Genomic DNA, 23,955 nt, shown 5'->3' on the forward strand with positions numbered 1-23,955 from the left:
AGAATGAAACGCATTGTTGTCATTGGCAGTATATCGATGGACCTTGTCGTCACGTCCGACAAACGTCCGCAAGCAGGGGAAACCGTCATCGGCGAGTCGTTTCGTACCGTTCCAGGAGGGAAAGGTGCGAACCAAGCGGTCGCTGCTTCTAAGTTAGGAAGTACGGTGCAGATGGTCGGTTGTGTAGGGAACGATCCGTTCGGTCAGCAGATTGTTGAGAACTTCAAACAGTATGGCGTCGATGTTGCGCACGTTCGGATCATACCGAATGAAGTGACGGGGACGGCACACATCGTATTGGCGGAAGCAGATAATTCGATTGTCGTCGTCCAATCCGCGAACAAGCAGGTCTTCTTCACGGAAGAGGAACTAGATCAGTTACTCGATGAGCAGTCGTTCGTACTCTTACAGCTCGAGATTCCAATCGAAACCGTTCGACTAGTGACCGCTTACTGTAAAGTGAAAGGGATTCCCGTACTACTCAATCCGGCCCCGTCTCAACCGCTCCCGTTAGAAGTGATTGAAGACGTCACGTACTTGACGCCGAACGAACATGAATGCCGGGATTTATTTAAGGAATTGTCCGTGGACGAAGTGCTTGAACGATATCCGAACAAGTTAATCGTCACGGAAGGCGTTCGTGGTGTCCGATTCCATGATGGACGAGAAGTACGGCATGTGCCAGCCATCCGAGCGAACGTCGTCGACACAACAGGAGCTGGTGACACGTTCAACGGTGCGCTCGCTGTCTCCCTCATCGAGCAAGAGGATTTAGAGACGGCCGTACGGTTTGCCGTCGTCGCATCCGGCATGAGCGTCGAAGGCTTTGGTGCACAAGGTGGTATGCCGACACGAGAAGATGTACAACAACGATTGGAGCGCGTGTGATGAAAAAACAAGGGATATTAAATAGTCATCTAGCAAAAATCTTTGCCGATCTCGGGCATACGGATCGCGTCGTCATCGCAGACTGCGGACTCCCGATTCCGGACGGGGTGAAGCGTGTCGACCTTAGCCTCCGAATCGGGGAACCTTCCTTTCTTGAAGTACTTGATGTCGTCGAATCGGATTTGGTCGTAGAGCGCATCACGATTGCCGAAGAGATTCTCACACACAACCCGACGATTGCAGACTCACTGAAAGAACGATATACAAGCATCGACATGTGTTCGCATGAAGATTTCAAACGGGAGGTCGCAAAAGCAAAAGTGGTCATTCGAACTGGGGAAGCGACACCTTACGCGAACGTCATCTTACACGCCGGGGTCATTTTTTAAGGGGGGATTTCGATGCACATTCAGTTGAAAGGCATCCATAAGTCGTTCGGTCCGGTCTCCGTCTTGAAAGGGGTCGACTTCGAACTATTGCCCGGAGAAATTCATGCGCTCATGGGGGAAAACGGAGCAGGCAAGTCAACGTTGATGAAAGTGATGACCGGTCTTCACGCTCAAGATGAAGGAGACATCCTCATCGATGGGAAGAAACGTCAATTCAAACACCCAAAAGAAGCGGAGCAAGAAGGGATTGCCTTCATCCATCAGGAGCTCAACATTTTACCGGAGATGACGGTAACGGAAAACTTATTTTTGGGTCGGGAGCTGACGGGGCCGTTCGGGATGGTCAAACAGCAGGAAATGACACGACGCGCTCGTGAATATTTGGCAGAATTGAACGTCTTCATGGATGTCGATGAAGTGGCGCGCAACTTATCGGTCGGTCAGCAACAGATGATTGAGATTGCCAAGGCACTCATGACAGATGCGAAAGTCATCGTCATGGATGAACCGACGGCCGCCTTGACGGATCGCGAAATTCAGGCACTCTTCGCCGTCTCACGTGCCTTACGAGATCAAGGTGTGTCCATCATTTATATCTCTCACCGCATGGAAGAAATTTTTGACTTGTGTGATCGAATCACCGTACTTCGGGACGGACAGTCCATCTCGACCCGTATGATTCAAGACACATCTTTTGAGGAAACCGTACGCGATATGGTCGGACGCGAAATCGGTGAACGCTATCCGACGCGCACCGCGACGCTTGGGGAGGTCGTTCTCGAAGTAGATGATTTAATAGGTAACCGGTTCCACAACGTATCATTCAACGTTCGAGCCGGTGAAATCGTCGGATTCTCCGGATTGATGGGAGCAGGACGGACTGAAGTGATGCGTGCTTTGTTCGGAGCAGACGCCCACAAAGGTGGAGTCATCAAACTGAACGGAAAACCGATTCGGATCAAGACTCCGGCAGACGCCATCAAACATGGCATCGCCTTTTTAACAGAAGACCGAAAAGGCGAGGGCTTGCTTCTCGACTTCTCGCTAAGAGAAAACTTATCACTCCCGACACTCGATAAACGGGCAAAAGGGTCGGTCATCTCCAAACAACAAGAAGCGACATTCGCCGAGACGTACTTACAAAAACTGCGGGTCAAGCATCATTCGATGGAGCAAAAAGTGAAGTCGTTGTCCGGTGGGAACCAACAGAAGATTGTGCTCGGTAAATGGTTAGGTGTCGAGCCGGACGTCTTGATTTTAGATGAACCAACCCGTGGAGTCGACGTCGGTGCCAAGAAAGAAATTTATAACATCATGAGTGATCTTGCGGAGTCAGGTGTCGCCATCATCATGGTCTCCTCCGATTTACCGGAAGTGCTTGGGATGAGTGACCGAATCGTCGTCATGCGGGAAGGGGTTGTGACCGGAACGCTCACAAAAGAAGAGGCGACGCAAGAAAAAGTAATGACGTATGCGACAGGAGGGCAATGATATGGAATTGAAAGCAACGACTGCACTGAAGCGCCCGGGTCGACTTGGATGGGGACAAAAGTTAGGACCGCTGTTTGGTCTACTCGTCATCGTCGTCGTCGTGACCGCGCTCGAACCTGGATTTTTATCATTAAATAATATCTTTAACGTACTTCGACAAGTGTCCATCAATGCCTTGATTGCCTTCGGGATGACATTCGTCATCTTGACAGGCGGGATTGATTTATCGGTCGGCTCGATTTTAGCGCTCGCATCTGCACTAGTGGCAGGCATGATGGTGGACGGTCAACATGCGGTCATGGCCGTTGCACTTGGCTTGATTGCGGGTGCCGTTCTCGGGGCTTTTAACGGGGCGGTCATCACATACGGGAAAGTGGCGCCGTTCATCGCGACATTGGCCACGATGACGATTTACCGAGGTTTGACGCTCGTCTATACGGACGGGCGACCGATTACTGGTCTCGGAAATTCTGGGTGGTTCGAGATGCTGGGACGTGGCTACTTCTGGATTATCCCGGTGCCGGCATTGACGATGTTACTCGCGTTCGGTGTTCTTTATTTCATTTTGAAAAAGACGACATTTGGTCGTCACACGTACGCAATCGGTGGAAATGAAGAAGCAGCAAAATTGATGGGGATTGGCGTCAATAAAGTCAAAATTATGATTTATTCGCTATCGGGTATGCTTGCTGCACTCGCGGGCATCATCTTGACATCACGTCTCAACTCCGCACAACCGACGGCAGGAACGTCATATGAACTCGATGCTATCGCGGCGGTCGTTCTCGGGGGAACGAGCCTTGCAGGTGGTCGAGGTTGGATTGTCGGAACATTGATCGGGGCACTGATCATCGGCACATTGAACAACGGATTGAACCTTCTCGGCGTATCATCTTTCTTCCAACTCGTCGTAAAAGGTGCAGTTATATTGTTTGCAGTATTGCTTGATCGTCGACAAAACGCGTAACACGCGAAAGGGGAAAACGGAACATGAAAAAATGGACAGCTTGGCTACTCGCACTAACGATGGTACTGATGGCAGCTTGCTCGACTGAACAACCGGGGTCTACTTCTGAGACTGAAACGAAAGATGGGGATTATGAAATCGGCTTATCCATCTCGACATTGAACAACCCGTTCTTCGTCGCATTGAAAGAAGGCGCAGAAGAACAGGCGAACGAAATGGATGCGACATTGACAGTGGCGGACGCGCAAAACGATGCCGCGAAACAAGTGAATGACGTTGAAGACATGATTCAAAAAGGAATGGATTTGATTCTCATCAACCCGACAGATTCAGAAGCAGTCGGCGCAGCGGTACAAGCAGCAAATGATGCAGGCATTCCGGTCATCACGGTAGACCGTAACGCAGAGACTGGTGAAGTGGTCGCACACGTCGCCTCAGACAACGTCGCGGGTGGACAGTTGGCGGGTGACTACATGGTCGAACTCGTAGGCGAAGGTCAAAAAGTCGTCGAACTCGAAGGGATTCCGGGAGCGTCAGCGACACGTGACCGTGGACAAGGATTTAACGAAGCAATCGATGGGAAATTGGAAGTCGTGGCAAAACAATCTGCAAACTTTGACCGTGCAGAAGGATTAACGGTCATGGAGAATATTTTACAAGACAATAAAGACATCGTCGCTGTATTCGCACATAACGATGAGATGGCACTCGGTGCTGTTCAAGCACTTGAAGCGGCTGGAATGAGTGACGTGAAAGTCATCGGATTCGATGCAACAGACGATGCGGTCAAAGCGGTCGAAGGTGGGACGATGGCAGCAACGGTTGCTCAAAAACCAGCTGAGATTGGTAAATTGGGTGTAGAAGCGGCAATCAATCATTTGAAGGGTGAAACGGTGGAAGAGAACATCCCGGTCGAACTCGAATTAATCAAATAAGGAAAATGAAACCTCACGATGCCTTGATTTCGGGTAGAGCTCGTGAGGTTTTTCATCTAAATGGAGAAATAAGTAAATGCGTATCTTTGTTCATGTATCCCGAAGAGTATTGTAATTCTATCAAAATGACAGTTTCACTAGCTCTTAACATATGAGCCTGTCCACGTTGGATTGAGATAACGTCGGCTGGCTTCGCTTCAAACGATTGTCCATCAATTGTTACGGTCGCCGTTCCTTGAAGCAGCGTCCAAATCGTATCGGTCGCTTCGTGATAATGATAGCTGAGTTCTTTTCCGACCTGGACGAGCATCCGTCGCGTCACACTGTGATGACCGTCCGCGAGCGTCTCGTGATGAATCACTTCGGATTGTCCCCAGCGCTTCCATTTGAACTTTGGATAGTCGTCAGAGGAGGCTAGATAATCTTTTAACTGCGGCGTCGCATCTTTCGTCGAGACGAGAATCCCGTCCGCGTTGACGGCGACAACGAGATCTTCGAGCCCGATTCCAATCAACGGAAGATTCAATTCATTGATGACATGTGTGTTCGTCGACTCGAACAACTCAACCTGACCGTGGGTGGTGGACGTCATTTCTTCCGTCAAGGTATTCCATGTTCCTAGGTCCTTCCAATCCCCATCGTAACGATGGACGAACACGGACTCCGCATGTTCGACGACGGCATAGTCGAACGACGTTTTTTCTAAATCATCGTAGCGGGTCGTAAGTTCTGAATATGTCGTCGGTAAGTTTCGCTCCGTCAGTTCATCGAGCAACAAGTGCAACTTACAAGCGAAGATTCCACAGTTCCATAATGCGCCTTGTTCAATCAACTGTTCCGCCACATCGACGGTCGGTTTTTCTTGGAACAAGCGAACAGAGGAGATTTGAGCCGTTTCGTCTGGGACGATGTATCCGTATTTCGAAGTCGGGTGGAGGGGAGTGACCCCAACCAGATGTAGGGCATCGTCATTCGCTTGTACCGCTTCATCCAATTGAAGAAAATATTCAAAGAAACGAAGGTCGACATAAGCATCAACCGGCATCACGAGTACCGTCTCATCCGGATTGACCTGTTGTTCGTTCAAATAACTAGCACCGAGTACGATTGCAGGGAATGTATCTCGCCGACTTGGTTCGGAGATGATATTAGTATCTGTACCAATTTGATGAATGACACAATCTTTTTGCTGAATATTTGTGGTGATGAAAGCATGAGTGTCTAAATCGTGTTTTTTAAGTTGATTATAAACTCTTTCAAGCATTGATTGCTTCGTTCCATCTACGCTAGGCAACAAGCGAATGAATTGCTTAGCGTTCGAATTATTCGAAAGTGGCCATAATCTTTTTCCATCACCACCAGATAATAATAGAATTTTCATCGCACATCCTCTTTTCAAATGGAGTTTTCATCTATTTCGCCAAACGTTGGACTATCCCTGTCTAATCAAAAAAAGAGACAGCCGATTCCGGCTATCTCATTACGACATGGGGCGAAGCAGTGCACGAACGGGGCTTCCGTCACCTTCGACGATTGGTAGAGGGACGGCATTCAAGTCATAATCTCCAGGCAAAATATCGTCTAGGACGAGCCCTTCTAATATATGGACACCGTTTCGTGTTAACGCATGATGGGCACCCATCTCTTTACTGTTAATCGCATCAACAGATGGCAAGTCGAGTCCGATTAAAAAGATTCCGAGTTCTCCGAGACGATCGGCAAGAGACAGAGTCAGTTCAGGAATCGTCTCTGGGAAGACGCTCTTATCTGGCCAACCATCCGTCTTCAAAATGAGGCGTTCGACCCCGGTCAAGTCATGAGCGTCCAAGTCAGACGCTTCAATTTTTGACTTATGTGGCATATGAATGACACGGGCTGGACCGATATAGAGGGAAGGGTCGAGGTCGATGACACGCTTCCCGTGGTCGTCAAAGTGAAATGGGGCATCGATATGCGTCCCGACATGTAAACTCATCGTCACTTTCCCGACATTCACTGAACCGCTCTGTGCCATCGGCCAAGCGATCTCATACGAAAACTTCGTGTCTCCCGGCCATGTCGTCACATCGGCTTGAAGCGGTTGGGATACATCAATCCATGTCATTTCGTTCAGCTCCTCTTATAATGATGTTCGGACCGTCCAAAGCTCTGGGAAGAAACGATGATCGAGCACGCGGCGCAAGTAGTTCACACCGGACGAGCCCCCTGTTCCCATCTTCTGTCCGATGATGCGTTCTACGGTACTCATATGGTTGAAGCGCCACATCTGTTGCTGGCTGCCGATATCGAGTAGTTTTTCACCTAGCTCATACAAGTCCCAATACGTCTCGACGTCTCGATAGACCTCGACCCACGCCTTCTCGACACTCTCGTTCCATTCCCAATCCTGTGTGACATCTCGTTCGAGCACGCTCGCATCAATCGACAGACCACGGCGATGCATTTCACGGACAGTCACATCATAAATGCTAGGGGCTTGTAGCGAGCCTTCGAGCAGTGGATACAGCTTTTCATCATGCGCATAAACACTGAGTGTGCGCGCGTTTTTAAAACCGAGCGCAAATTCGATTTGTCGATTCTGGTAGGACTGAAAACCGGATGAAGAGCCGAGCTCGTCCCGGAACTCTAAATACTCTGCCGGAGTCAACGTCGCGAGGACGCCCCATGATTGGATCAGTTGCTGCTGAATCTTCGAGACACGGGCGAGCATCTTGAATGAGCGCTCGAGCTCCCCGTTCGTGATAGCGGTCGTGGCCGCCGTCAATTCATGCAAGATGAGCTTCATCCATAACTCACTCGTCTGATGGATGATGATAAACAACATCTCATCATGATGGTCAGAAAGACGATGCTGACTCGACAAAATTGGGTCGAGCTGAAGGTAGTCGCCGTACGACATGTCTTTCGAGAAGTCGGTTTGAATGGTTTTTTCCACTTTATGTTCCATACGTTCACTCATGACAGTTCCCCCTTATGCGACCACTTCACGGACGTTCTCGAACGCCTCATATTCTTTGTCATCCATGATTTTTTTCAACGTCACGATCACGTCATACACGTCGGTGAACGTGTTATACAATGCGACCGGTGCGAGACGGATGATGTTCGGTGCCCGGAAGTCAGGGATGATGTGATGTTTTTTCAATGCTTTACAGATGCGTGCCGCTTCAGGGTGCTCGAGACTCAAGTGGGCACCGCGTTGACGTGTGTCCGTCGGGCTTCCGATGAAGAATCCGTGTGGTGCGAGCATGTCTTCAATCAAATCCATCATATACGTCGTGAGTGCGAGCGATTTTTGACGAATCGCTCCCATTCCGACCTCATTAAACATCTCGAGGGCGCCAAGTTGCGGAGCGAGACTCATGACGTGTGGCGTCCCGATTTGGAACGCACCGGCATGCTCAGCCGGTGTCATCGTATGGTCCATATCAAACTGTTTGTCTTTGCGTGAACCGAACCATCCAGCGAGTCCCGGTGTCGTGCCGAAGTGACGTTCATGTACGAATAAGCCGCCGACCGTTCCCGGACCACCGTTCAAATGTTTATAGTTGCACCAGTAAGCGAAGTCGACACCCCAGTCGTGGAAATCGTGAGGGATGGCACCGACGGAATGACAAGCATCAAACCCGATTAAAATGCCACGTTCGTGCGCCGCTTTCGCCAGACGCGGCATGTCTAAAATCTGGCCGCTCCGATAGAGGACGGTCGGCAATACGATCAGGGCGATCTCGTCGGTCATCGCGGCAATCAAATCGTCTTCTACTAAGAAGCGCCCGTCCGGACTTTCGACTTGAACGAGATGCTCCGAAGGGTCGAGTCCACGTAGTTCGAGCTGACTCTTCAAAGCGTAGATATCAGACGGAAACGTGAGGGTGTCTGCCAAAATTTTCGTACGTTTGCCTTCTGGTTTAAAGAACGAAGCAACGAGTTGATGCAAGTTCACCGTCGTCGAGCCGGTGACCATCACTTCTTCTGGCTTTCCACCGATGAGCGGCGCATTCAGTGCGGCCAACTCTTCGGACAAGTTGAACCAAGGATGACGACCGGACATCCAGCCGTCAATCCCGAGCTCTTTCCAGTCCGCAAGCGATTCAAGGAGCGTGCGCTCGGCTCGTTTCGATAAGAGCCCGAGTGAATTCCCATCCATATAAATCCCGTCTTCCGGTAAGTAAAATTCTTCCCGATAAGATGCGAGTGGGTCTTGTTTGTCTAGTTGTTGTGCGTAGGCACGTGTGAAATCGTTCATATCCCCATTTCCCCCTTCATGCTGTGTACGTTGTCAAAATCGTAGCAATCGGTTATGAGGAAGTCAACAAACAACGAGGTGTCAGCGAGTCAAACTAAAAAACGCTCAAGCGTAATCTTGAGCGTTTAGGAGTGTAGCTTATTTTATTTTTCGTACATTCTCTTGTCGGAGTAGCTTGAATAGTGTGAAGACCATCAATAAAAGGATGATGGTGAACGGCAAGGCGGAAATCAATGATGCGGTTTGAAGTCCTTCCAACCCACTCGCAATCAATAGAACGGCGGCGATTCCTCCTAACAGAACACCCCAGGCGATGCGAACGGGTAGAGGAGGATTCAAGCTACCATTTGTAGTCATACTGCTGATGATATAGGTAGCAGAATCTGCCGATGTGATCAAGAACGTCAAAATCAAGAGAATCGACAAGACGGACAGGATGAAGCTGAATGGTAGCTCGGCAAACGTCACAAACAGTGCGCTCGTCACGTCCGCATTGACGGCTTCGGCGATGGAAGTTCCTTCGAACAAATCTAAATGGAGGGCAGTGCCGCCAAACACGGCAATCCATAAGAGTGCGATGAACGGAGGAACGATGAGGACCCCGACGATGAACTCACGAATGGTGCGTCCTCGTGAGACACGTGCGACGAATGCTCCGACGAACGGTGACCAAGCGATGGCCCACGCCCAATAAAAGATCGTCCAATCTCGGACCCACGTCCCTTGCTGATACGGTTGTAGACGCAGACTATAGCGAATGAAATTTTGTAAGTAGTCACCTAAGCCAAGGGTGAGGGTCTCTAGGATGAAGATGGTTGGACCGGCAAAGAAGACAAACACCATCAACACGAGTGCGGTCCCTAAATTTATGTTACTCAACCACTTGATGCCGCGATCGAGCCCTGTCGTCGTCGATGTTAAAAAGAGGGCGGTCAAGACGACGATGATGGCGACTTGCATCCAAGCGGTGTTCGGGAGCCCGAATACGCTGTTCAGTCCGCCATTGATTTGAAGAACGCCTAAACCAAGTGACGTCGCGACACCCATGACAGTGGCGATGACCGCTAAAATATCAATCGTCTGGTTCAACGGTTGTTTGTACGGTCGCTCTTTTATAAGCGGTGAAAGGCTAGTCGAGATGAGTCCGTCCGCATTACGACGGAACTGGAAGTAGGCGATGATCAGTCCGACAATCGCAAAAACAGACCACTGACTGACACCCCAATGGAAGAACGAATAGGCCATCGCAAGACGTGCTCCCTCAACCGTCAGTGCCTCCGTATCCGCGTACGGTGGCGTGAAGAAATGACTCATCGGCTCGGCAACACCCCAAAAGACGAGTCCGACACCAAACCCAGCGGAGAATAACATACCGATCCAAGTGAAGAACGGATATTGAGGGCGATCGTCATCTTTCCCGAGACGGATTTTTCCGTATTTACTAAACGCTAAAAAGACTAAAAAGAGCACAAACAAGAACACGGAAAGTAAATAAAACCAACCGAACGAGCGAGTCGTAAAGTTAAAAATGGATCCTGCGATTGAAGCGAATGTCGTTGGTGCAATCGCTCCGAATAGAACGAGTAAGGCGATCAAACTTGCTGAAATGTAAAAGACGCGATTCAAACGTGGCTTTTGTGTAGAATCTTTCATAGATGTCTCCTTTCAAAAAATATTATGTAGGACTAATAAACGATTCCCTAATCTTCACATTGCAAACAGGAAGCGCGTTTTATCGTGTTTTGTATAGTTGAATCGGGAAAAGAACCAAAGAGGAGGGAATGCTATGAAATTGATTGCGATTGATTTAGACGGGACGCTGTTATCGCGCACGGGTGTGATTACAGAGGCGAACCAGGAAGCGATTCGTCGTCGACAAGAAAATGGTGATATCGTCGCCATTTGTTCAGGACGTTCGATTCATGATATCGAAGAACTGTTGAAGCGAAGTGACCTCGTCTGTCCGATTTTGTCAGGTAACGGAGCAATCGGCTTTTATGAGAACGAGCGAATTTACTATCATGCGATGGACCAGACAATTGTAAATGAACTATGGGAAATCGCAAAAGCGGACGATGCGTACGTCGAATTTTATACGAATGCGGGAGTGAAGGTGCTTCGTTCGGGAAGCGATTTATTAAAGCGGGAACTCGATGAAGTGTTGCCGCACGATCAATCATTTAGTCGGGAATGGGCAGAACGTGAGATTGAAATTCAAAATGAACAGTTTGGTCTGACGTACATGGACTCGATGGAAGACATCGACTTTGAACGAGATGAAGTGTACAAGGTGTTTGTCTACTCGTTCGATCGCCAAAAGCTACACCGCTTGCGCAAAGTTTATGAACCACGGAACGACATTTTGATCACGACAGCGGGTTGGACGAAAATTGAGATTGGACATCCTCATGCAAGTAAAGGAGCGGCGCTAAAACAGCTAGCGGAGCATTATCAGATTGCCATGCATGATGTCGTTGCCATCGGAGACAATTTGAATGATGTATCGATGTTTGAAGTAGCAGAGACAAGGATTGCGATGGGAAATGCCGTGGATCCGCTAAAAGATTTGAGCACACATATTACCAAAGATGTGGAAGAGGACGGGGTCGCTTACGCGTTGGCGCATTATGTATAAATTGGATTATGGAGAAATCGTGAACGAGGATTGAATCTCGCTTAAAACGGATATTGTATACATGTAACCATTCACTTTCTGAAATGAGTCGGGGAACGGGGAGGCACTTTCGTCACCTGTAGCTGATCGCAGAAAGCGGATGGGAAAGTCCATGTGAGCGTGAATCGTGTATTCCAAACGATGATGCGTCGGCCTCTGCTTGCCATACGATCAAGCATACCAGACAGACTGTTTGTATAAGGAATTCCACATGATCCGCGCCAGAAGTGGACAGTATAGGTGCCAAGTCTATCGTGCCCATTCAATCAAAATGTCTACGAGTCACCTGTTCGATTTCATTTTATGTAATGAAAAACAATTGGTGAACCAATGGACGATGAACTGATTCGAATGATGCGTCACGTTGGCTTGGACATCTCTAGTCGAACCAAATCACAGATGGGACGGTCAATCGAGCGGGGCTTGGTTGGATGAAAGTCCGGGGACTAGAGAATCAAGAAAAGCGCCGGGTGAGGGCGCTTTTCTTGTGGTATCCTATTGAGTGAATGCAACCGATGGAGGGATCATATGCCAAAGCTATATTGGTTTGGGACGCTCTTGAGTGGAATGATTCTTTTGACCACGGGAACGATGGAAGGTCTTTATCGCATATTCCCGATTGGGTTGATGGCCATCGCGGTCATCGGCTATCTCATACAGACTCGATTTGAGCAAAAGAAGCGACGCCCTTGATTGGGTGCCGCTTCTTTTTATAAGGATTCGAGTAAACGTGTCATCACGTCATCGATTTCTTCTTGCAGTGCATCAACTTGTTGTTGTAGCGCCATCAATTCATCAAGGTCATCCAATTCATTCATCCGTTGGAGCAGTGCCTGATGCTCTGCTTCTAATCGGGTCAGGTGAGCTTCTTCATCAATCGTAGATGGAGTAGATTTCGTCTGCTTCACCGATTTCGATGGTTTAACGTATTCCGTTATAGGTTCATCTTTCGATTCCTGTCCACGTTTGTCGAGGGCATAGGCGACGTTGCCTTCAAACCGCGTCATCGTCCCGTCGAGCCAATACGTGATGGGGAACAATTTATTTAAGAAGTAGCGGTCATGGGAGACGGTAACGACCGATCCAGGGAAACGTTCGAGCGCTTCTTCAAGTGCCTCTCTCGATTCGATATCAAGGTGGTTTGTCGGCTCGTCTAAGACGAGGACATTGATTTCTTCATGGACGAGGATTGCAAGCATGAGGCGCATCTTCTCACCGCCGCTTAAATTCGAGACAGGTTTGAATACACTCGGTCCGTAGAACAAAAACTGAGCAAGGAGGTGTCTCGCTTTTCCTTCATCGACTGCGATTCGGTCTCGGAACGCTTCAATTAATCGATGCGACTCATCAAACGTGATGTGTTGCGATAAATAACCGATTTTGGCTTGGTCGGCTCGCCTCACAGTTCCGGCTTGCGGTACGACTTGACCGAGCAATATCTTCAACAGCGAAGACTTCCCGCTCCCGTTCGGTCCGACGATGGCGACGCGTTCCCCGTGCCCCGTGTAAAAATGCATGTCTTCAAATAGAGGACGATCATAGGCGAGTGTCACGTCACTCACTTCGAAGACGTCGCGCCCGGTCCGTCCGTTCGTTGTGAAGTGGATGTTCGGTTGGTCGGCTTCGAGTTGTGGTTTCTTGATCCGCTCGATTCGTTCGAGAGCCTTTTCCATCGATTTAGCGCGACGATAGAACTTTTCATTCGGTGGATTGCCTTCGTTGGCCCATTGCCGTAACTGCCGAATCGTTTCTTTCATCTTTTTAATCTTCTTTTGTTGCTCGGTATAGGCATGGAACTGATCGAGCAATTGTTTTTCTTTTTGGGCGACGAAATCGGTATAGTTTCCGGGATAACTCGTCAATTCACCGTCTTCACACTCGACGATTCGCGTGGCGACCGCATCCAAGAAGACACGGTCGTGGGACACGATCAGGAGCGCTGAATCGTAATCCTGTAAATAGGATTCGAGCCACGTCATCGCTTCTAAATCCAGATGGTTCGTCGGTTCGTCCAAAATGAGTAGCTCTGGCTTTTGAAGAAGCGCCAAGGCGAGACCGATTTTTGTACGTTCCCCGCCGCTCAACGTATCGAACGGTTGGTCTACGAATGAGGTCAGCTTCAACCCGTCAATCATCGCACTGATTTTTGACTCGTAGACGTAGCCGCCCGCATGTTCGAATTGCGCTTGGACCGTCCCGTATGTTTCGAGAAGACGTTCGAGCTGTTTAGTCGTCGCCATCTCTTCCTCGAGGCGAGACATCTTCTCGCGAAGGCGAAGGACTTCCTCGAAGGCGGTCTGAAGGACATCGCGTCCACTGTTTCCGGGATAATCGGGAAGCTGGACCAAATAGCCGATGGAGAGTCGTTGCCGACGGTAAATCGTTCCGGCGTCATGCTCTTCAGAGCCGACAATCATGCGTAACAGTGTCGTTTTACCGCTGCCGTTCCGACCGACGAGCCCGACTCGTTCGCGTTCATTTATCATTAAATTCGCATCTGTGAGAACGGCGTGACCACCGTATTGTTTTTGAATGTGTTGTAAATCGATTAACATAATAGGTTCCTCCTGAGATCAGGGCCTATCAAAAAAAACCGAGCGCAAAGAAGCGCTCGGTTTAGAGAGAGAGGCGCTTTGTCGTATATTCAGCAATGTCTAAAAAAGGACAGACGGGTCCCTTGATTAAGCGACATCGTGAAAAATCGCACGCAAAATGTACAAATGTTCAGTTGTCCAATGCGTACGGTCGACAAATTTCACCTTTCTCCCTCCTTTCATTTATCTATGTCTTGATTGTAAGCGTTTTTCTTTAGACTGACAATGAAAATAAAGGAAATAGACATGAGGATGTCGTATATAGTCGCCATTGAGGAGGCGAAAGCATGAGGAAAGAATGGCTAGGAGCACTCAGTTTGACACTTGCGGCGAGTATATGGGGCGGGATGTATGTGGTCAGTAAGTATGCGCTCGCTTATATTGAACCGTTCACGTTTGTCTGGCTACGATATGCTGTTGCATTTACCGTCCTATTCGCCGTCTGGCTTCGGTTTGGACGGGAGCGGATTCGACGGACAGATTGGAAATGGATTGGACTCGTCGGTGTCATCGGGTACGTCGCTTCGATTTCGTTTCAATTTATCGGAACGAAGCTATCGGATGCGCATACCGGATCCCTCGTGACCGCAGCGACGCCAGCGTTCATGGTCTTATTCGCTCGAATCCTATTGAAGGAGCGATTGACCCCTGTCAAAGTAGGTGCCCTCGGACTGGCGACGGTGGGTGTTCTCATTGTGGTCGGTTGGGAAGGGGAAGGGACGTATCGCGTAGGCAGTTTTATACTCGTATTAGCCGCCGTGACGTGGGCGCTCATGTCCATTTACGTGAAAATCGGGACACAGACCTTATCGACGTTGACACTGACGACGTTTGCGATTGGAGTCGCATGGTTGCTGATGACCCCTTTGATGAGTATGGAGGTCATGCAAAACGGCTTTCCGGAATTGAATGGTGTTCTTTGGCTCAGTGTCCTATATATCGGTGTCGTGTCGACGGCAGGGGCGTTCTTCTTTTGGAACAAGGGGCTTGAGTTAATGGATGCGAGTGTCGGGTCACTCTTTTTCTTCTTCCAGCCTTTGGTCGGAGGGACGCTCGGATGGCTCGTCTTGAATGAGACGCTCCATCTGAATTTCTTTATCGGTGCCGGTTGTATCATGACGGCCGTGACGTGGTCGACGCTCGCAGAACGGCGACAACAACTGCCCATGTCAGAACGAAATCTTTGACGACAACACGGTTGCTCTCATGTTTAGAGGGCGACCGCTTTTATTAAAAACCGTGATGCTCGAGCTTGTCTTGTTCGCGTTTCATTTCGAGTTGAAGACGTTGGATAGCGAGCTTCTCTTCTTCAATTTTTAGGCGACGCTCTTCGACACGAGCTTCTCTCGTTTTGATAATCGTATTGGCACCGATCGACGAAACGACGATTACCATGACCATGATGTAGAAAAAGAAATCCATGTGTATCCCTCCTTTACTCGAAACATTTTGTGACAAGCCGCTGTGTCTCAAGCGCAACACGACCGTCTGTTTGAATGGGTGTATCATCGATGAGGGCTGAAATGAAGTGATCGATTGCTCCCTGGAACCCTCGCTGTGTGAGTGTCGGGTCCCACGATCCGAACGTCTCCACTTCATGTCGTCCATCGTTGAAGCGATGTAGCGTGACCATCTCGTCGACGGATAGCTGCTCTCCGTCACGGACGATGGAGACGTGCTCATGGTTCGCTCCAGCCGAACGATGCATCGATGTCGTATGCATCCCATGCTCGTCTTGCCATATATGACGGGCGAAGCGAAGTTCTTGCTTGTCATTGACCTCGAGTTGACCTGATACGAGTCGAAGCTCGTTTCCGGCGAGGAAACGTAACGTGTCAACGACATGCAAATAATCATCAAGAAGGGTGAACATCGCATCCTGTGGACCGACATCGTTCTCCCGATGTTTCACCACATCGATCATATGTGAGGGTGATTCTTGTTGAAGACGTCTATACATCGGGGCGAAGCGTCGATTGAACCCGACCATCAATTTGCGGCCGAGTCGCTCGGCTAGTTCGACGAGTTGTTCCGCCTCATCCAATGTTGCGGCGAGGGGCTTATCCACGTAAACGTCGACCCCGCGTTCTAGTAAATACGAAACGACGTCATAATGGGTTTCAGTCGAACTATGTACGAATGCCGCATCGACCGATGAGGCGAGTTCCTCCAATGTGTCGAACGAGGTCATCCGATACGTTTGGCAAATCTTTTCCCGCTTCGATGTGTTCGGAGAAAATGCACCGATTACATCAATGAGGGGGTGGTTCGCAAGGATTGGTAAATACGCTTTTTGGGCGATGTTTCCGAGTCCGACAATCCCGATTTTAGGTTTTTGCATCCCATTCACTCCTTTGGTCCATCATAACAAAAAAACCGGACAGTATATGTGTCCGGTTGAGGTTAAAGGCTGGCACTTAAGACGATTTCGCCTTCTGGTGTCTCGTTGCCACGATTCGGTTCTTTTGTGACGGCGACCGTATCCCAGTCGACGTCGACTTCATCCGAGTCGAGCGTATAGATGACCGTCCCGTTGCCCTTATCGTCTGTGACGAAGGCACCGGTAGGAATTGGGGAACCATCTTTTAACAGCCACACTTGGTACACTTCATTGTCGTCGAGTGAGGCTAAGCCGTTCGTTTGAACAATCAATTGTGTTGTACCATCCTGTTCTGCAAGATAAGCGGTTCCTTCAGACTCACCTTCAAGTGGAATCGATTCGGTCAGTGCGATGCCAGGTGAATCGGGTTGATTGGTAAGCAGATACCCGTTTCCAATCAAAGAGAGCAGGAGCGCTGCTGCGAGCGTAACCATTCCCCAGACAGGTACTTTCCGTTCTCGTTTCTGTTTGAAAGGTGTAACGGGTGGGACAGATTCGGATGTTGCGGGCGATGGGACAGGTTCATTGTCTTCTTCTTCGAATACACGATCGAGGACACGTGCTTTCATGCCTCGGGGTGGTTCAATCGGAGTAGACAAGAACGCGACGCCACCGACGAGTGCTTCGAGTTGCTCGAGCTCTTCTTGACAATCTTTACACGATACTAAGTGTTGTTCGAATTTTGCTCGTTCATCTTCCGATAGATGTTGGTTGAAATAGTCAATCAATTGGTCGCATGCGTTCATTGTTCTACCTCCTTTCCGATGAATTCATGGGATAACTGTTTCCTCAGTTGCTTCAGCGCCAGTCGAATCCTTCCTTTCACTGTACCAAGCGGGATGCCACATGCATCAGCAATCTTTTGCTGACTGAGCCCTTGGAAGTACATGAGTCGAACGACTTGCTGTTGTTCGGCCGGCAGTGTCGCCATGGCCGTCTCGATTTGAGCGCGTTCTTCTTGCCACTCCACTTCTTTTTCAACGGATGGTGACTCAGAAGGAATGGCCTCGGCGTACGATTCGTCTAGTTGTAAATCAGGTTTCCGCTTGCGGATCAAGTCGATGGCTACGTGACGGCTCATCGTAAAGAGCCACGATCTGAACTTGCCTTTCGAATCATCGTAGACGCCACCGCCACGCCACAACTTGATAAATACTTCTTGCATAGCTTCTTCGGCTAAATCACGATCCTTTGTCAGCTGTAGGACAAAAGCGTATAAAATTCGCTCATACCGATCATACAATATTTCGAGCGCTTCTTTGTCCTTTTGCCGGACACGCTCGTATAATTCTAAGTCAGTCATAACATACTCCTTTGCGCAGAAGGGATGTCCCTTGTATTGATCTAACGTACAAAACAGAAAAATGGATGACTATTTTGTGTGACTATTTATTGAACATGTAGATGATGGGATTGGAAGTTTCGTATAAATGAACAATCGTAATTTCTCTGAGAGCGTATAGGTGATCACACTTAACCCGACTGCTGTCATGAGCATCAAGCCGATGGCGACCAAGGGAGAACTGACCGTTATCCAAAAGAAATACGATCGAATGCCAAGTAGGAAAGCGAGAACGATGATCAACCCCGTCATCAGGCTACTTATTTGGCAATAGATTTGAGCGATACGTTGAATCATAAGATCCCTCCTCCGTTTCATTGTACTATACAGGAAAGGGAAAACGATAAGGAGACGATAGAATGAAACGATTCACAGATGAAGGGCGTATACTTGTTTGTTTTGATTTTGATGAGACCTACTTTCCACATGCGTGTTCTGATGAGCAACTAGCTTCCATCCGTCGGCTCGAGGATTTTTTGGAACGACATTCGTCAAACGTGTCGACGATGTGGGTGACGGGTAGCTCGCTGGCGTCGTTACACGAAAAAGTAAAACGAGCGAATCTTCGCTTTTGGCCTCATCGGATCGCCTCAAGTTTAGGCACAGAATTATATCGAATCGAGACGGACGGAACGTTCGTTGAGGACAAGGTCTATCAAGAACTGTTTCCGAGCGATTTTGCATCACGTGTGGAACGTATCGTGTCACAGACTGGACAGATGCGTATTCAATTAAATGAACAGCCGGGGAATGGGATGAGTCCTTGGATTCGAAGTTACTATGCCCGCGACCAAGTCGGTTCATGGAGAGAAACGATTCGGATGCTGACAGATTCAGCCGGCATCGCAGTCAACATCAGTCGATGCAATCCGAACGCAGGTGACCCGGCCGATGCGTTCGATGTTGATTTTTATCCAAAGCATGCGGGGAAAGTATCAAGCTTGGAATATGTAAACGCCACTGCTTCCTTTTCACGAGAAGATACGTACGCTTTTGGCGACAGTGGAAACGACATTGGCATGCTAGCATATGTCGGAAACGGATATTTAGTGAACAACGCGACCGAACAGGCGAAGCGATTGCATTCAAAGGTGACAAAAAACACCTATGCGGAAGGAATTTTAGAAATACTGGAGGCGGATGTTTCTTCGTTCATATGATGCATGATTTGTTCTAACGAACGCATAAGAGTCGCGCGAACGGTTTCTTTATGGGGTTCGAAGTTGAGGCGTTGTTGCCAGACGTGACAAAATAAGTCCGTCAAAGCTGCCTCAGCAGTCGCGGGATGGTTATTTAGATGAAGCGCATATCGATAGAGAAGATTTTCATAGCGGGCATATAAATGTTCTAGGGCTTGTCGATTTTTTAAACGAATTTGATCGATTAGGCGCTCGTCGAGTGTAGGAAGCATATGCAACTCCTTTCGTATGAAATAAAGGTTCAACAGTGAAAAACAAGGAACTTTACTTAGATAAAGCATCCTTTTTCTTATTTCACTAATTTGAGGTCATTCAAACAAAAAGAATGTCAAAATACATGGTTAAATATGCAACCTACTTCTTCCATCTAGAACGTATGATAACAATTTGGACACGTCTGCGCATCTCCCGGCGCGCGTTTAAATGACGTTTTGCACTTCGGGCAAGTGACGGTTTCACTCTGTTGATTGAACAGGGTGCCGCGATTGAATAAAATGTTGCGAAGATTTGGTAATGCCAGTGCAGCGAAAATCATCGCACCGAATAAAAAGGCCGCTAAAACGAGTAATAAAACGTAGGTCATCGTCTTCTTTCCTTTCCTGTTGAATTTCTTCCATCATAATCGAAATTTACATAAGCGAACAGCTTATCAATAGAAATGAGAACAAACGTTCTGTATAATGGAATCGAAGGAGGGAAAGCAGGATGAGAGAAGAATTGTTACGATGGATGCGTTCGGGTCTGGTCACAGAAATGGTTTATGTGGATCGACATGGAGTATTTTCAAAACGGCGGGTCAAATTGATCAAAGTACAGGGTGAACTTGTCGTGGCGTGGGATTTGAATAAACGGGCCAGACGAACATTTCGAATCGAACAAGTTCTTGCCTGTCTTCCCATTAACGAACGACTTAGAAAACGGAAGGTGGAGATTGGATGATTGCCTTACCGAAATTAGCTGCACCAGCCAAAAGAGCTTTGACGTCAAAAGGAGTCGATTCCTTAGATGCCTTATCTCTCTATACGCGTCGTGAAGTAGAGAGTTGGCATGGCGTTGGACCCAATGCCATCCACGTCCTGCAAAAAGAGTTAACCAAACATCATCTAGCATTTATGGAAGAGGAACCTAGTACGTGAATGAAACGTCTAGGTTTTTTCGTGAAGTGATTGCTTTTCATTGAAAACGGGAAGTAATATATTTGTCATCTCAATTGCCGTTAAAATCTAGTAACATGACGATAAGGTTTATACACCTAGCGACACCCATGAGAAAGGACGTACACAGCATGAGAACGAAACGTTTATCCGCCATTTTACAAAATGAGATGGATGACATGAAGCTTGATCCATGGGTGACCGGAGTCGAAACGGATTCCAGAAAGGTCAGTTCAGGGAATGTCTTTATTTGCATTCGTGGCTACACGGTTGACGGGCATAAGTTTGCCGAAGACGCCGTGGCGAATGGTGCGAGTGCGGTCATCTCAGAATATCCACTCGATCTTGATGTGCCGAATGTGGTTGTTGCCGATACGAAGCAGACGGCAGGAGCGGTTGCGAGCGCTTTTTATGATCACCCGTCCCATCGGATGCGTATATATGGTGTGACAGGAACGAATGGTAAAACAACGACAGCGACGTTGACCTATGATTTATTGCGTCTGTCTGGCCTTCGTGCAGGGATTGTCAGTACAATCGGTGCCCGTTTCCACAATCAAACGATTGAGACGGCCAATACAACCCCGGAAGCCGTCGTCTTACATCGCATTTTAGCGGATATGGTTGATGCAGGTGTCACAGACTGTGTACTTGAAGTGTCATCCCATGCATTGATGGAGGGACGTGTGGCCGGAATTCACTTTCATGCGGCCGCATTTACGAATTTGACGCATGATCATTTAGATTACCATCGTTCAATGGATGAATATGCTCGTGCAAAAGCACGATTGTTTGAACAGGTAGAAGTGACGAATGGAGACGCAATCGTGTTAAATGCGGAAGACAAGGCGAGCCGAGTCATGTCCGAGTTTGCACCGACACGCCAAACCATTATGTATAGTACATCAGAGCAAATAGAGGCCGATATTCAAGTCATCTGGCGTGAGGATACGGTTCTTGTTCATATGAAAGAATTTAAGCTAGAAGTTCCCGTCCGGTTTATGGGCGCATTCAATGCCTCGAATTTGGCGGCGGCAATCGGGCTTGTCTCCACTTCTGATATGGCACTTCGGACGATTGTCTCGAACGTACCAGGTCTTACGTTGCCAAAAGGACGTCTTGAGCGCCTCGATACTGAAGATGCCGAAATTTATATTGATTATGCACACACTCCGGACGGTCTAGAGAAATGCTTATCCACGTTACAACAAGACGACCAATCGCTCGTCGTCGTCTTAAGTGCGGCAGGAGACCGTGACCCGACGAAACGCCAAGACATGGGTCGCATCGCGAGTCAATATTCAAACGACGTGATTGTTACTGTACATGATGTTCGAATGGAGGATCCGAAACAAATCATTGACGATTTAGTCAAAGGGATTCAGCCGAACGTGAAGTACGTGACATTTGAAGCGAGAGAAGATGCCCTTCGCCATGCGGCGATGCAGGCGTTAAAAGGGAAGCGAGTCGTGGTCGTCGGTAAAGGACACGATCACATCGAGCGAATCGGTCGACGTTCGATTCCGTTCAATGAATCAGATATTCTATTGGAAGAATTGAAAAAACAAAAAGGGCAGGAACCTGCCGTTTAACAAAACGATGACGTTTGTCATCGTTTTTTAATGTGTGAAAAATGACGAGGAAGGTAATACATAATAGTGTAGTAGAATTGAAGGAGGAGAATAGACATGTCAGTTTTGTACAAAGAATTTACAAATGATGAAGAAGTCGTTACCGCCGTTCAATCGATGAAATCAAATGGGGTAGATGAGTCCAACATCTATGTCATCACACATGACGATGACAGAAGTAAACGTGTTGCGGACAATGCAGATGCGAATACCGTTTCTGCAAGTGATGTCGGATTGGGGACAGCCGCTAAAAACATGTTCCGCAAAAAAGGGGACGAACTTCGCGCTGAGTTCCAGGAACTCGGTTTCACGAAAGAGGAATCGGAACGTTTAGAAGAAAAACTAGACCAAGGCAAAGTGCTCGTCGTTGTGAAAGACGCACCGGCTGGCTTTACCATCTAATTCCACACCATGGAGAATAGAGAGAAAAGAGGCTGAATCGCGAGCGATTCAGCCTCCTTTGATGTGTTTAGCGAAGGCGAACAACAGTGCGACCGCTCAACTCGCCGCGCATCATCGCTTCGGCGTGACGTGGGACGTCGTGTAGCGGAATCTCATGAATCATGTCATTCAACACTTTCGGATCAATGAGTTCCTCAAGGCGTTCCCATGCGTTTGTACGGCGTGCTATCGGCTGCATAACCGAATCGATTCCAATCAGTTTCACTCCACGAAGGATGAACGGATAGACACTCGTAGGCAAGTCAGCGCCACCGACGAGACCGCATGCGGCGACAGCACCTTCATATCGGGTTTGGCTCAAAATGTTGGCGAGGGTATTCCCACCGACCGAATCGATGGCGGCATCGAAACGTTGTTTAGCCAGTGGACGAGGAGGTCCTTCTAATTCGCTTCGATCAATGATTGTCTCGACACCGAGTGAGCGTAAGTATGGTGAATCCGTTTTACCAGTCGAGGCGACGACATGATAGCCAAGACGACGAAGTAACGTAATGGCGAAACTTCCTACGCCACCCGTCGCGCCCGTGACAAGCACCTCTTCCCCAGGGCGAACGCCAGCATGTTCAAGTGCGTCAATCGATAGCATGGCTGTGAGACCTGGAGTTCCGATGGCGATGGCATCCCGCATGCTCATCCCTTTCGGTAATTTGACGAGCCAGTTACCTGGCACTTGGGCGTATTGACTGAAGCCGCCGAAATGACGCTCCCCGATTCCGAAACCGGTGGCGATGACTTCGTCCCCAACTTTGATATCCAGATGATCCGATTCGACTACTTTCCCGACAAATTCACATCCTGGAATAAATGGGTAATGGCTTACGATTTTGCCTGATGTCGTCAATCCGAGCGCGTCTTTATAATTCAACGCGGAGTAGTGGACTTCCACTAACACATTTCCGTCTTCTTCTTTCGGAAGGACGTCGGATTTCACTTCTTTCACTTCGGCATGAAGGTGTTCATCGTGCTGGTCGAGCACGAGTGCTTGGAATGATTCATTCATGTGCGTAACCTCTTTTCCTATGGATGTTCTCACTCTAACAGTCTTTCCCGTGACAAATAAAATATATGCACGAATCTTTAGGGGGAATCGGGTAGAGAGTGGTACAATAAAGGGGATTCAAATTGCGTAAGGAGGAATGTAGTATGCGGCACGATGACTATGAGTTTGATGATGTAGAAGTAGAAGAAGGCGAATTGTTCAACGTATACGATATTCTCCCGCCAGATGGGACAATCCTCGAGATGGCGACCGCTGAAGAAATGGTCCGAGCGGCCGAATTAGAAGCGAAACATCATGCGCTTCAACGGCTCCAAGATTCAAACTTCCAATTAACGGGTGTTTCGTTCAAAGAACTCCTGACAGAATTTGAACAGTATGAGCAAGAATCGATGGAGTTCTGGACAGGGGTTTATAACCGATTACGCATTCCTTGGGCGTGGACGATTCGCATCGATGTGGCCAATGGCCCAATCCACGTTGTGAACGATCGCGATATTTTTATCGACGAAGAAGACTTTGAAGAATATGATGTCGACGACTTATTAGAAGAATACGAAGAAGACTGAATCGAAAACGTCTTTCCCTCATTCAGATGGGAAAGAC

General features: G+C 48.4%; 28 protein-coding genes. 14 read left to right on the top strand and 14 right to left on the bottom strand.

All coding sequences use genetic code 11. The features are described from left to right. Positions 1-3 precede the first annotated feature (3 nt). From rbsK to rbsB, 5 genes are read left to right on the top strand one after another with little or no spacing between them, the layout of a single operon-like run. Entirely contained in the window at positions 4-888 is an 885-nt protein-coding gene (gene rbsK / locus AC5LIL_RS01270) for a ribokinase (RefSeq protein ID WP_499824602.1), read from the top strand. Next, on the top strand, positions 888-1,277 hold the full coding sequence (gene rbsD / locus AC5LIL_RS01275; RefSeq protein ID WP_147536999.1) for a D-ribose pyranase: 390 nt from the start codon (positions 888-890) through the stop codon (positions 1,275-1,277). Before rbsK ends, rbsD begins: the two co-directional genes overlap by 1 nt. A gap of 12 nt (positions 1,278-1,289) precedes the next feature. Next, positions 1,290-2,768 (top strand): sugar ABC transporter ATP-binding protein, encoded by a 1,479-nt coding sequence (locus AC5LIL_RS01280; protein ID WP_214785076.1) that lies wholly within the window; start codon positions 1,290-1,292, stop codon positions 2,766-2,768. Between the two features lies 1 nt (position 2,769). Next, positions 2,770-3,735, top strand: a complete 966-nt coding sequence (locus AC5LIL_RS01285; protein ID WP_214694930.1) for an ABC transporter permease subunit — start codon at positions 2,770-2,772, stop codon at positions 3,733-3,735. A 23-nt stretch (positions 3,736-3,758) separates the two neighbouring features. After that, the gene (rbsB, locus tag AC5LIL_RS01290) at positions 3,759-4,670 is read left to right on the top strand and encodes a ribose ABC transporter substrate-binding protein RbsB (RefSeq protein ID WP_214694925.1); all 912 of its coding nucleotides are present in this window, start codon (positions 3,759-3,761) and stop codon (positions 4,668-4,670) included. Between the two features lie 52 nt (positions 4,671-4,722). On the opposite strand, the gene AC5LIL_RS01295 is transcribed toward rbsB, so the two are convergent. From AC5LIL_RS01295 to AC5LIL_RS01315, 5 genes are all read right to left on the bottom strand, one after another. Continuing rightward, complete coding sequence (locus AC5LIL_RS01295; protein WP_499824603.1) at positions 4,723-6,051, bottom strand: sugar phosphate nucleotidyltransferase; 1,329 nt, start codon at positions 6,049-6,051, stop codon at positions 4,723-4,725. A 99-nt stretch (positions 6,052-6,150) separates the two neighbouring features. After that, entirely contained in the window at positions 6,151-6,774 is a 624-nt protein-coding gene (gene kynB, locus AC5LIL_RS01300) for an arylformamidase (RefSeq protein ID WP_499824604.1), read from the bottom strand. 15 nt (positions 6,775-6,789) lie between these two features. Next, positions 6,790-7,629, bottom strand: a complete 840-nt coding sequence (gene kynA, locus AC5LIL_RS01305) for a tryptophan 2,3-dioxygenase (RefSeq protein WP_214792553.1) — start codon at positions 7,627-7,629, stop codon at positions 6,790-6,792. A 12-nt stretch (positions 7,630-7,641) separates the two neighbouring features. Continuing rightward, positions 7,642-8,916 carry a kynureninase gene (gene kynU, locus AC5LIL_RS01310; protein ID WP_499824605.1) on the bottom strand — a complete coding sequence of 425 codons (1,275 nt, stop codon included), beginning with the start codon at positions 8,914-8,916 and terminating at the stop codon, positions 7,642-7,644. Positions 8,917-9,054: 138 nt separating this feature from the next. After that, positions 9,055-10,569, bottom strand: a complete 1,515-nt coding sequence (locus tag AC5LIL_RS01315) for a glycine betaine uptake BCCT transporter (protein ID WP_214785066.1) — start codon at positions 10,567-10,569, stop codon at positions 9,055-9,057. Between the two features lie 133 nt (positions 10,570-10,702). On the opposite strand from AC5LIL_RS01315, the gene AC5LIL_RS01320 reads away from it, so the two are divergent. Beyond that, positions 10,703-11,551: a Cof-type HAD-IIB family hydrolase gene (locus tag AC5LIL_RS01320; protein WP_214785064.1), complete on the top strand. Its 849-nt coding sequence runs from the start codon at positions 10,703-10,705 to the stop codon at positions 11,549-11,551. Positions 11,552-12,118: 567 nt separating this feature from the next. Beyond that, on the top strand, positions 12,119-12,283 hold the full coding sequence (locus tag AC5LIL_RS01325) for a hypothetical protein (protein WP_214785062.1): 165 nt from the start codon (positions 12,119-12,121) through the stop codon (positions 12,281-12,283). Between the two features lie 17 nt (positions 12,284-12,300). On the opposite strand, the gene abc-f is transcribed toward AC5LIL_RS01325, so the two are convergent. After that, the gene (gene abc-f / locus AC5LIL_RS01330) at positions 12,301-14,145 is read right to left on the bottom strand and encodes a ribosomal protection-like ABC-F family protein (protein WP_214785060.1); all 1,845 of its coding nucleotides are present in this window, start codon (positions 14,143-14,145) and stop codon (positions 12,301-12,303) included. Between the two features lie 326 nt (positions 14,146-14,471). Here abc-f and AC5LIL_RS01335 point away from each other — a divergent pair, with 326 nt between their 5' ends. Continuing rightward, positions 14,472-15,371 (top strand): DMT family transporter, encoded by a 900-nt coding sequence (locus AC5LIL_RS01335; RefSeq protein WP_214785058.1) that lies wholly within the window; start codon positions 14,472-14,474, stop codon positions 15,369-15,371. Between the two features lie 43 nt (positions 15,372-15,414). Here AC5LIL_RS01335 and AC5LIL_RS01340 read toward each other — a convergent pair whose 3' ends face one another. From AC5LIL_RS01340 to AC5LIL_RS01360, 5 genes are all read right to left on the bottom strand, one after another. After that, on the bottom strand, positions 15,415-15,606 hold the full coding sequence (locus AC5LIL_RS01340) for a hypothetical protein (RefSeq protein WP_214785056.1): 192 nt from the start codon (positions 15,604-15,606) through the stop codon (positions 15,415-15,417). A gap of 13 nt (positions 15,607-15,619) precedes the next feature. Beyond that, a complete protein-coding gene (locus AC5LIL_RS01345; RefSeq protein WP_214785054.1) occupies positions 15,620-16,525 on the bottom strand; it encodes a Gfo/Idh/MocA family protein in 906 nt (301 codons plus the stop codon). Positions 16,526-16,587: 62 nt separating this feature from the next. Continuing rightward, positions 16,588-17,310, bottom strand: coding sequence for an anti-sigma factor (locus tag AC5LIL_RS01350; protein ID WP_214785052.1), 723 nt, complete (start codon positions 17,308-17,310; stop codon positions 16,588-16,590). After that, positions 17,307-17,867, bottom strand: a complete 561-nt coding sequence (locus AC5LIL_RS01355; protein WP_214744848.1) for an RNA polymerase sigma factor — start codon at positions 17,865-17,867, stop codon at positions 17,307-17,309. Before AC5LIL_RS01355 ends, AC5LIL_RS01350 begins: the two co-directional genes overlap by 4 nt. 69 nt (positions 17,868-17,936) lie before the next feature. Further along, a complete protein-coding gene (locus AC5LIL_RS01360) occupies positions 17,937-18,203 on the bottom strand; it encodes a hypothetical protein (RefSeq protein ID WP_214785050.1) in 267 nt (88 codons plus the stop codon). Positions 18,204-18,265: 62 nt separating this feature from the next. On the opposite strand from AC5LIL_RS01360, the gene AC5LIL_RS01365 reads away from it, so the two are divergent. After that, positions 18,266-19,066: an HAD-IIB family hydrolase gene (locus tag AC5LIL_RS01365; RefSeq protein WP_214785048.1), complete on the top strand. Its 801-nt coding sequence runs from the start codon at positions 18,266-18,268 to the stop codon at positions 19,064-19,066. Here AC5LIL_RS01365 and AC5LIL_RS01370 read toward each other — a convergent pair. After that, on the bottom strand, positions 19,012-19,386 hold the full coding sequence (locus AC5LIL_RS01370; RefSeq protein ID WP_499824608.1) for an RNA polymerase sigma factor: 375 nt from the start codon (positions 19,384-19,386) through the stop codon (positions 19,012-19,014). The genes AC5LIL_RS01365 and AC5LIL_RS01370 overlap by 55 nt on opposite strands. Before the next feature lie 86 nt (positions 19,387-19,472). Then, on the bottom strand, positions 19,473-19,688 hold the full coding sequence (locus tag AC5LIL_RS01375) for a zinc-ribbon domain-containing protein (RefSeq protein WP_214694872.1): 216 nt from the start codon (positions 19,686-19,688) through the stop codon (positions 19,473-19,475). A 122-nt stretch (positions 19,689-19,810) separates the two neighbouring features. On the opposite strand from AC5LIL_RS01375, the gene AC5LIL_RS01380 reads away from it, so the two are divergent. From AC5LIL_RS01380 to AC5LIL_RS01395, 4 genes are all read left to right on the top strand, one after another. Continuing rightward, complete coding sequence (locus AC5LIL_RS01380) at positions 19,811-20,044, top strand: hypothetical protein (protein ID WP_499824609.1); 234 nt, start codon at positions 19,811-19,813, stop codon at positions 20,042-20,044. Then, positions 20,041-20,241: a helix-hairpin-helix domain-containing protein gene (locus AC5LIL_RS01385; RefSeq protein WP_499824610.1), complete on the top strand. Its 201-nt coding sequence runs from the start codon at positions 20,041-20,043 to the stop codon at positions 20,239-20,241. The genes AC5LIL_RS01380 and AC5LIL_RS01385 overlap by 4 nt, the downstream gene beginning before the upstream one ends. Before the next feature lie 149 nt (positions 20,242-20,390). Further along, positions 20,391-21,851 (top strand): UDP-N-acetylmuramoyl-L-alanyl-D-glutamate--2,6-diaminopimelate ligase, encoded by a 1,461-nt coding sequence (locus AC5LIL_RS01390; RefSeq protein ID WP_499824612.1) that lies wholly within the window; start codon positions 20,391-20,393, stop codon positions 21,849-21,851. A 96-nt stretch (positions 21,852-21,947) separates the two neighbouring features. Beyond that, positions 21,948-22,292, top strand: coding sequence for a YflT domain-containing protein (locus AC5LIL_RS01395; protein ID WP_499824613.1), 345 nt, complete (start codon positions 21,948-21,950; stop codon positions 22,290-22,292). A gap of 67 nt (positions 22,293-22,359) precedes the next feature. On the opposite strand, the gene AC5LIL_RS01400 is transcribed toward AC5LIL_RS01395, so the two are convergent. Beyond that, positions 22,360-23,352, bottom strand: coding sequence for an MDR family oxidoreductase (locus AC5LIL_RS01400; RefSeq protein WP_499824614.1), 993 nt, complete (start codon positions 23,350-23,352; stop codon positions 22,360-22,362). Positions 23,353-23,495: 143 nt separating this feature from the next. Between AC5LIL_RS01400 and AC5LIL_RS01405 the strand changes: the two genes are divergently transcribed. Next, entirely contained in the window at positions 23,496-23,918 is a 423-nt protein-coding gene (locus tag AC5LIL_RS01405; RefSeq protein ID WP_074035571.1) for a hypothetical protein, read from the top strand. The last annotated feature ends 37 nt before the right edge of the window (positions 23,919-23,955 follow it).

It is taken from the genome of Exiguobacterium sp. RM11, assembly GCF_059821525.1.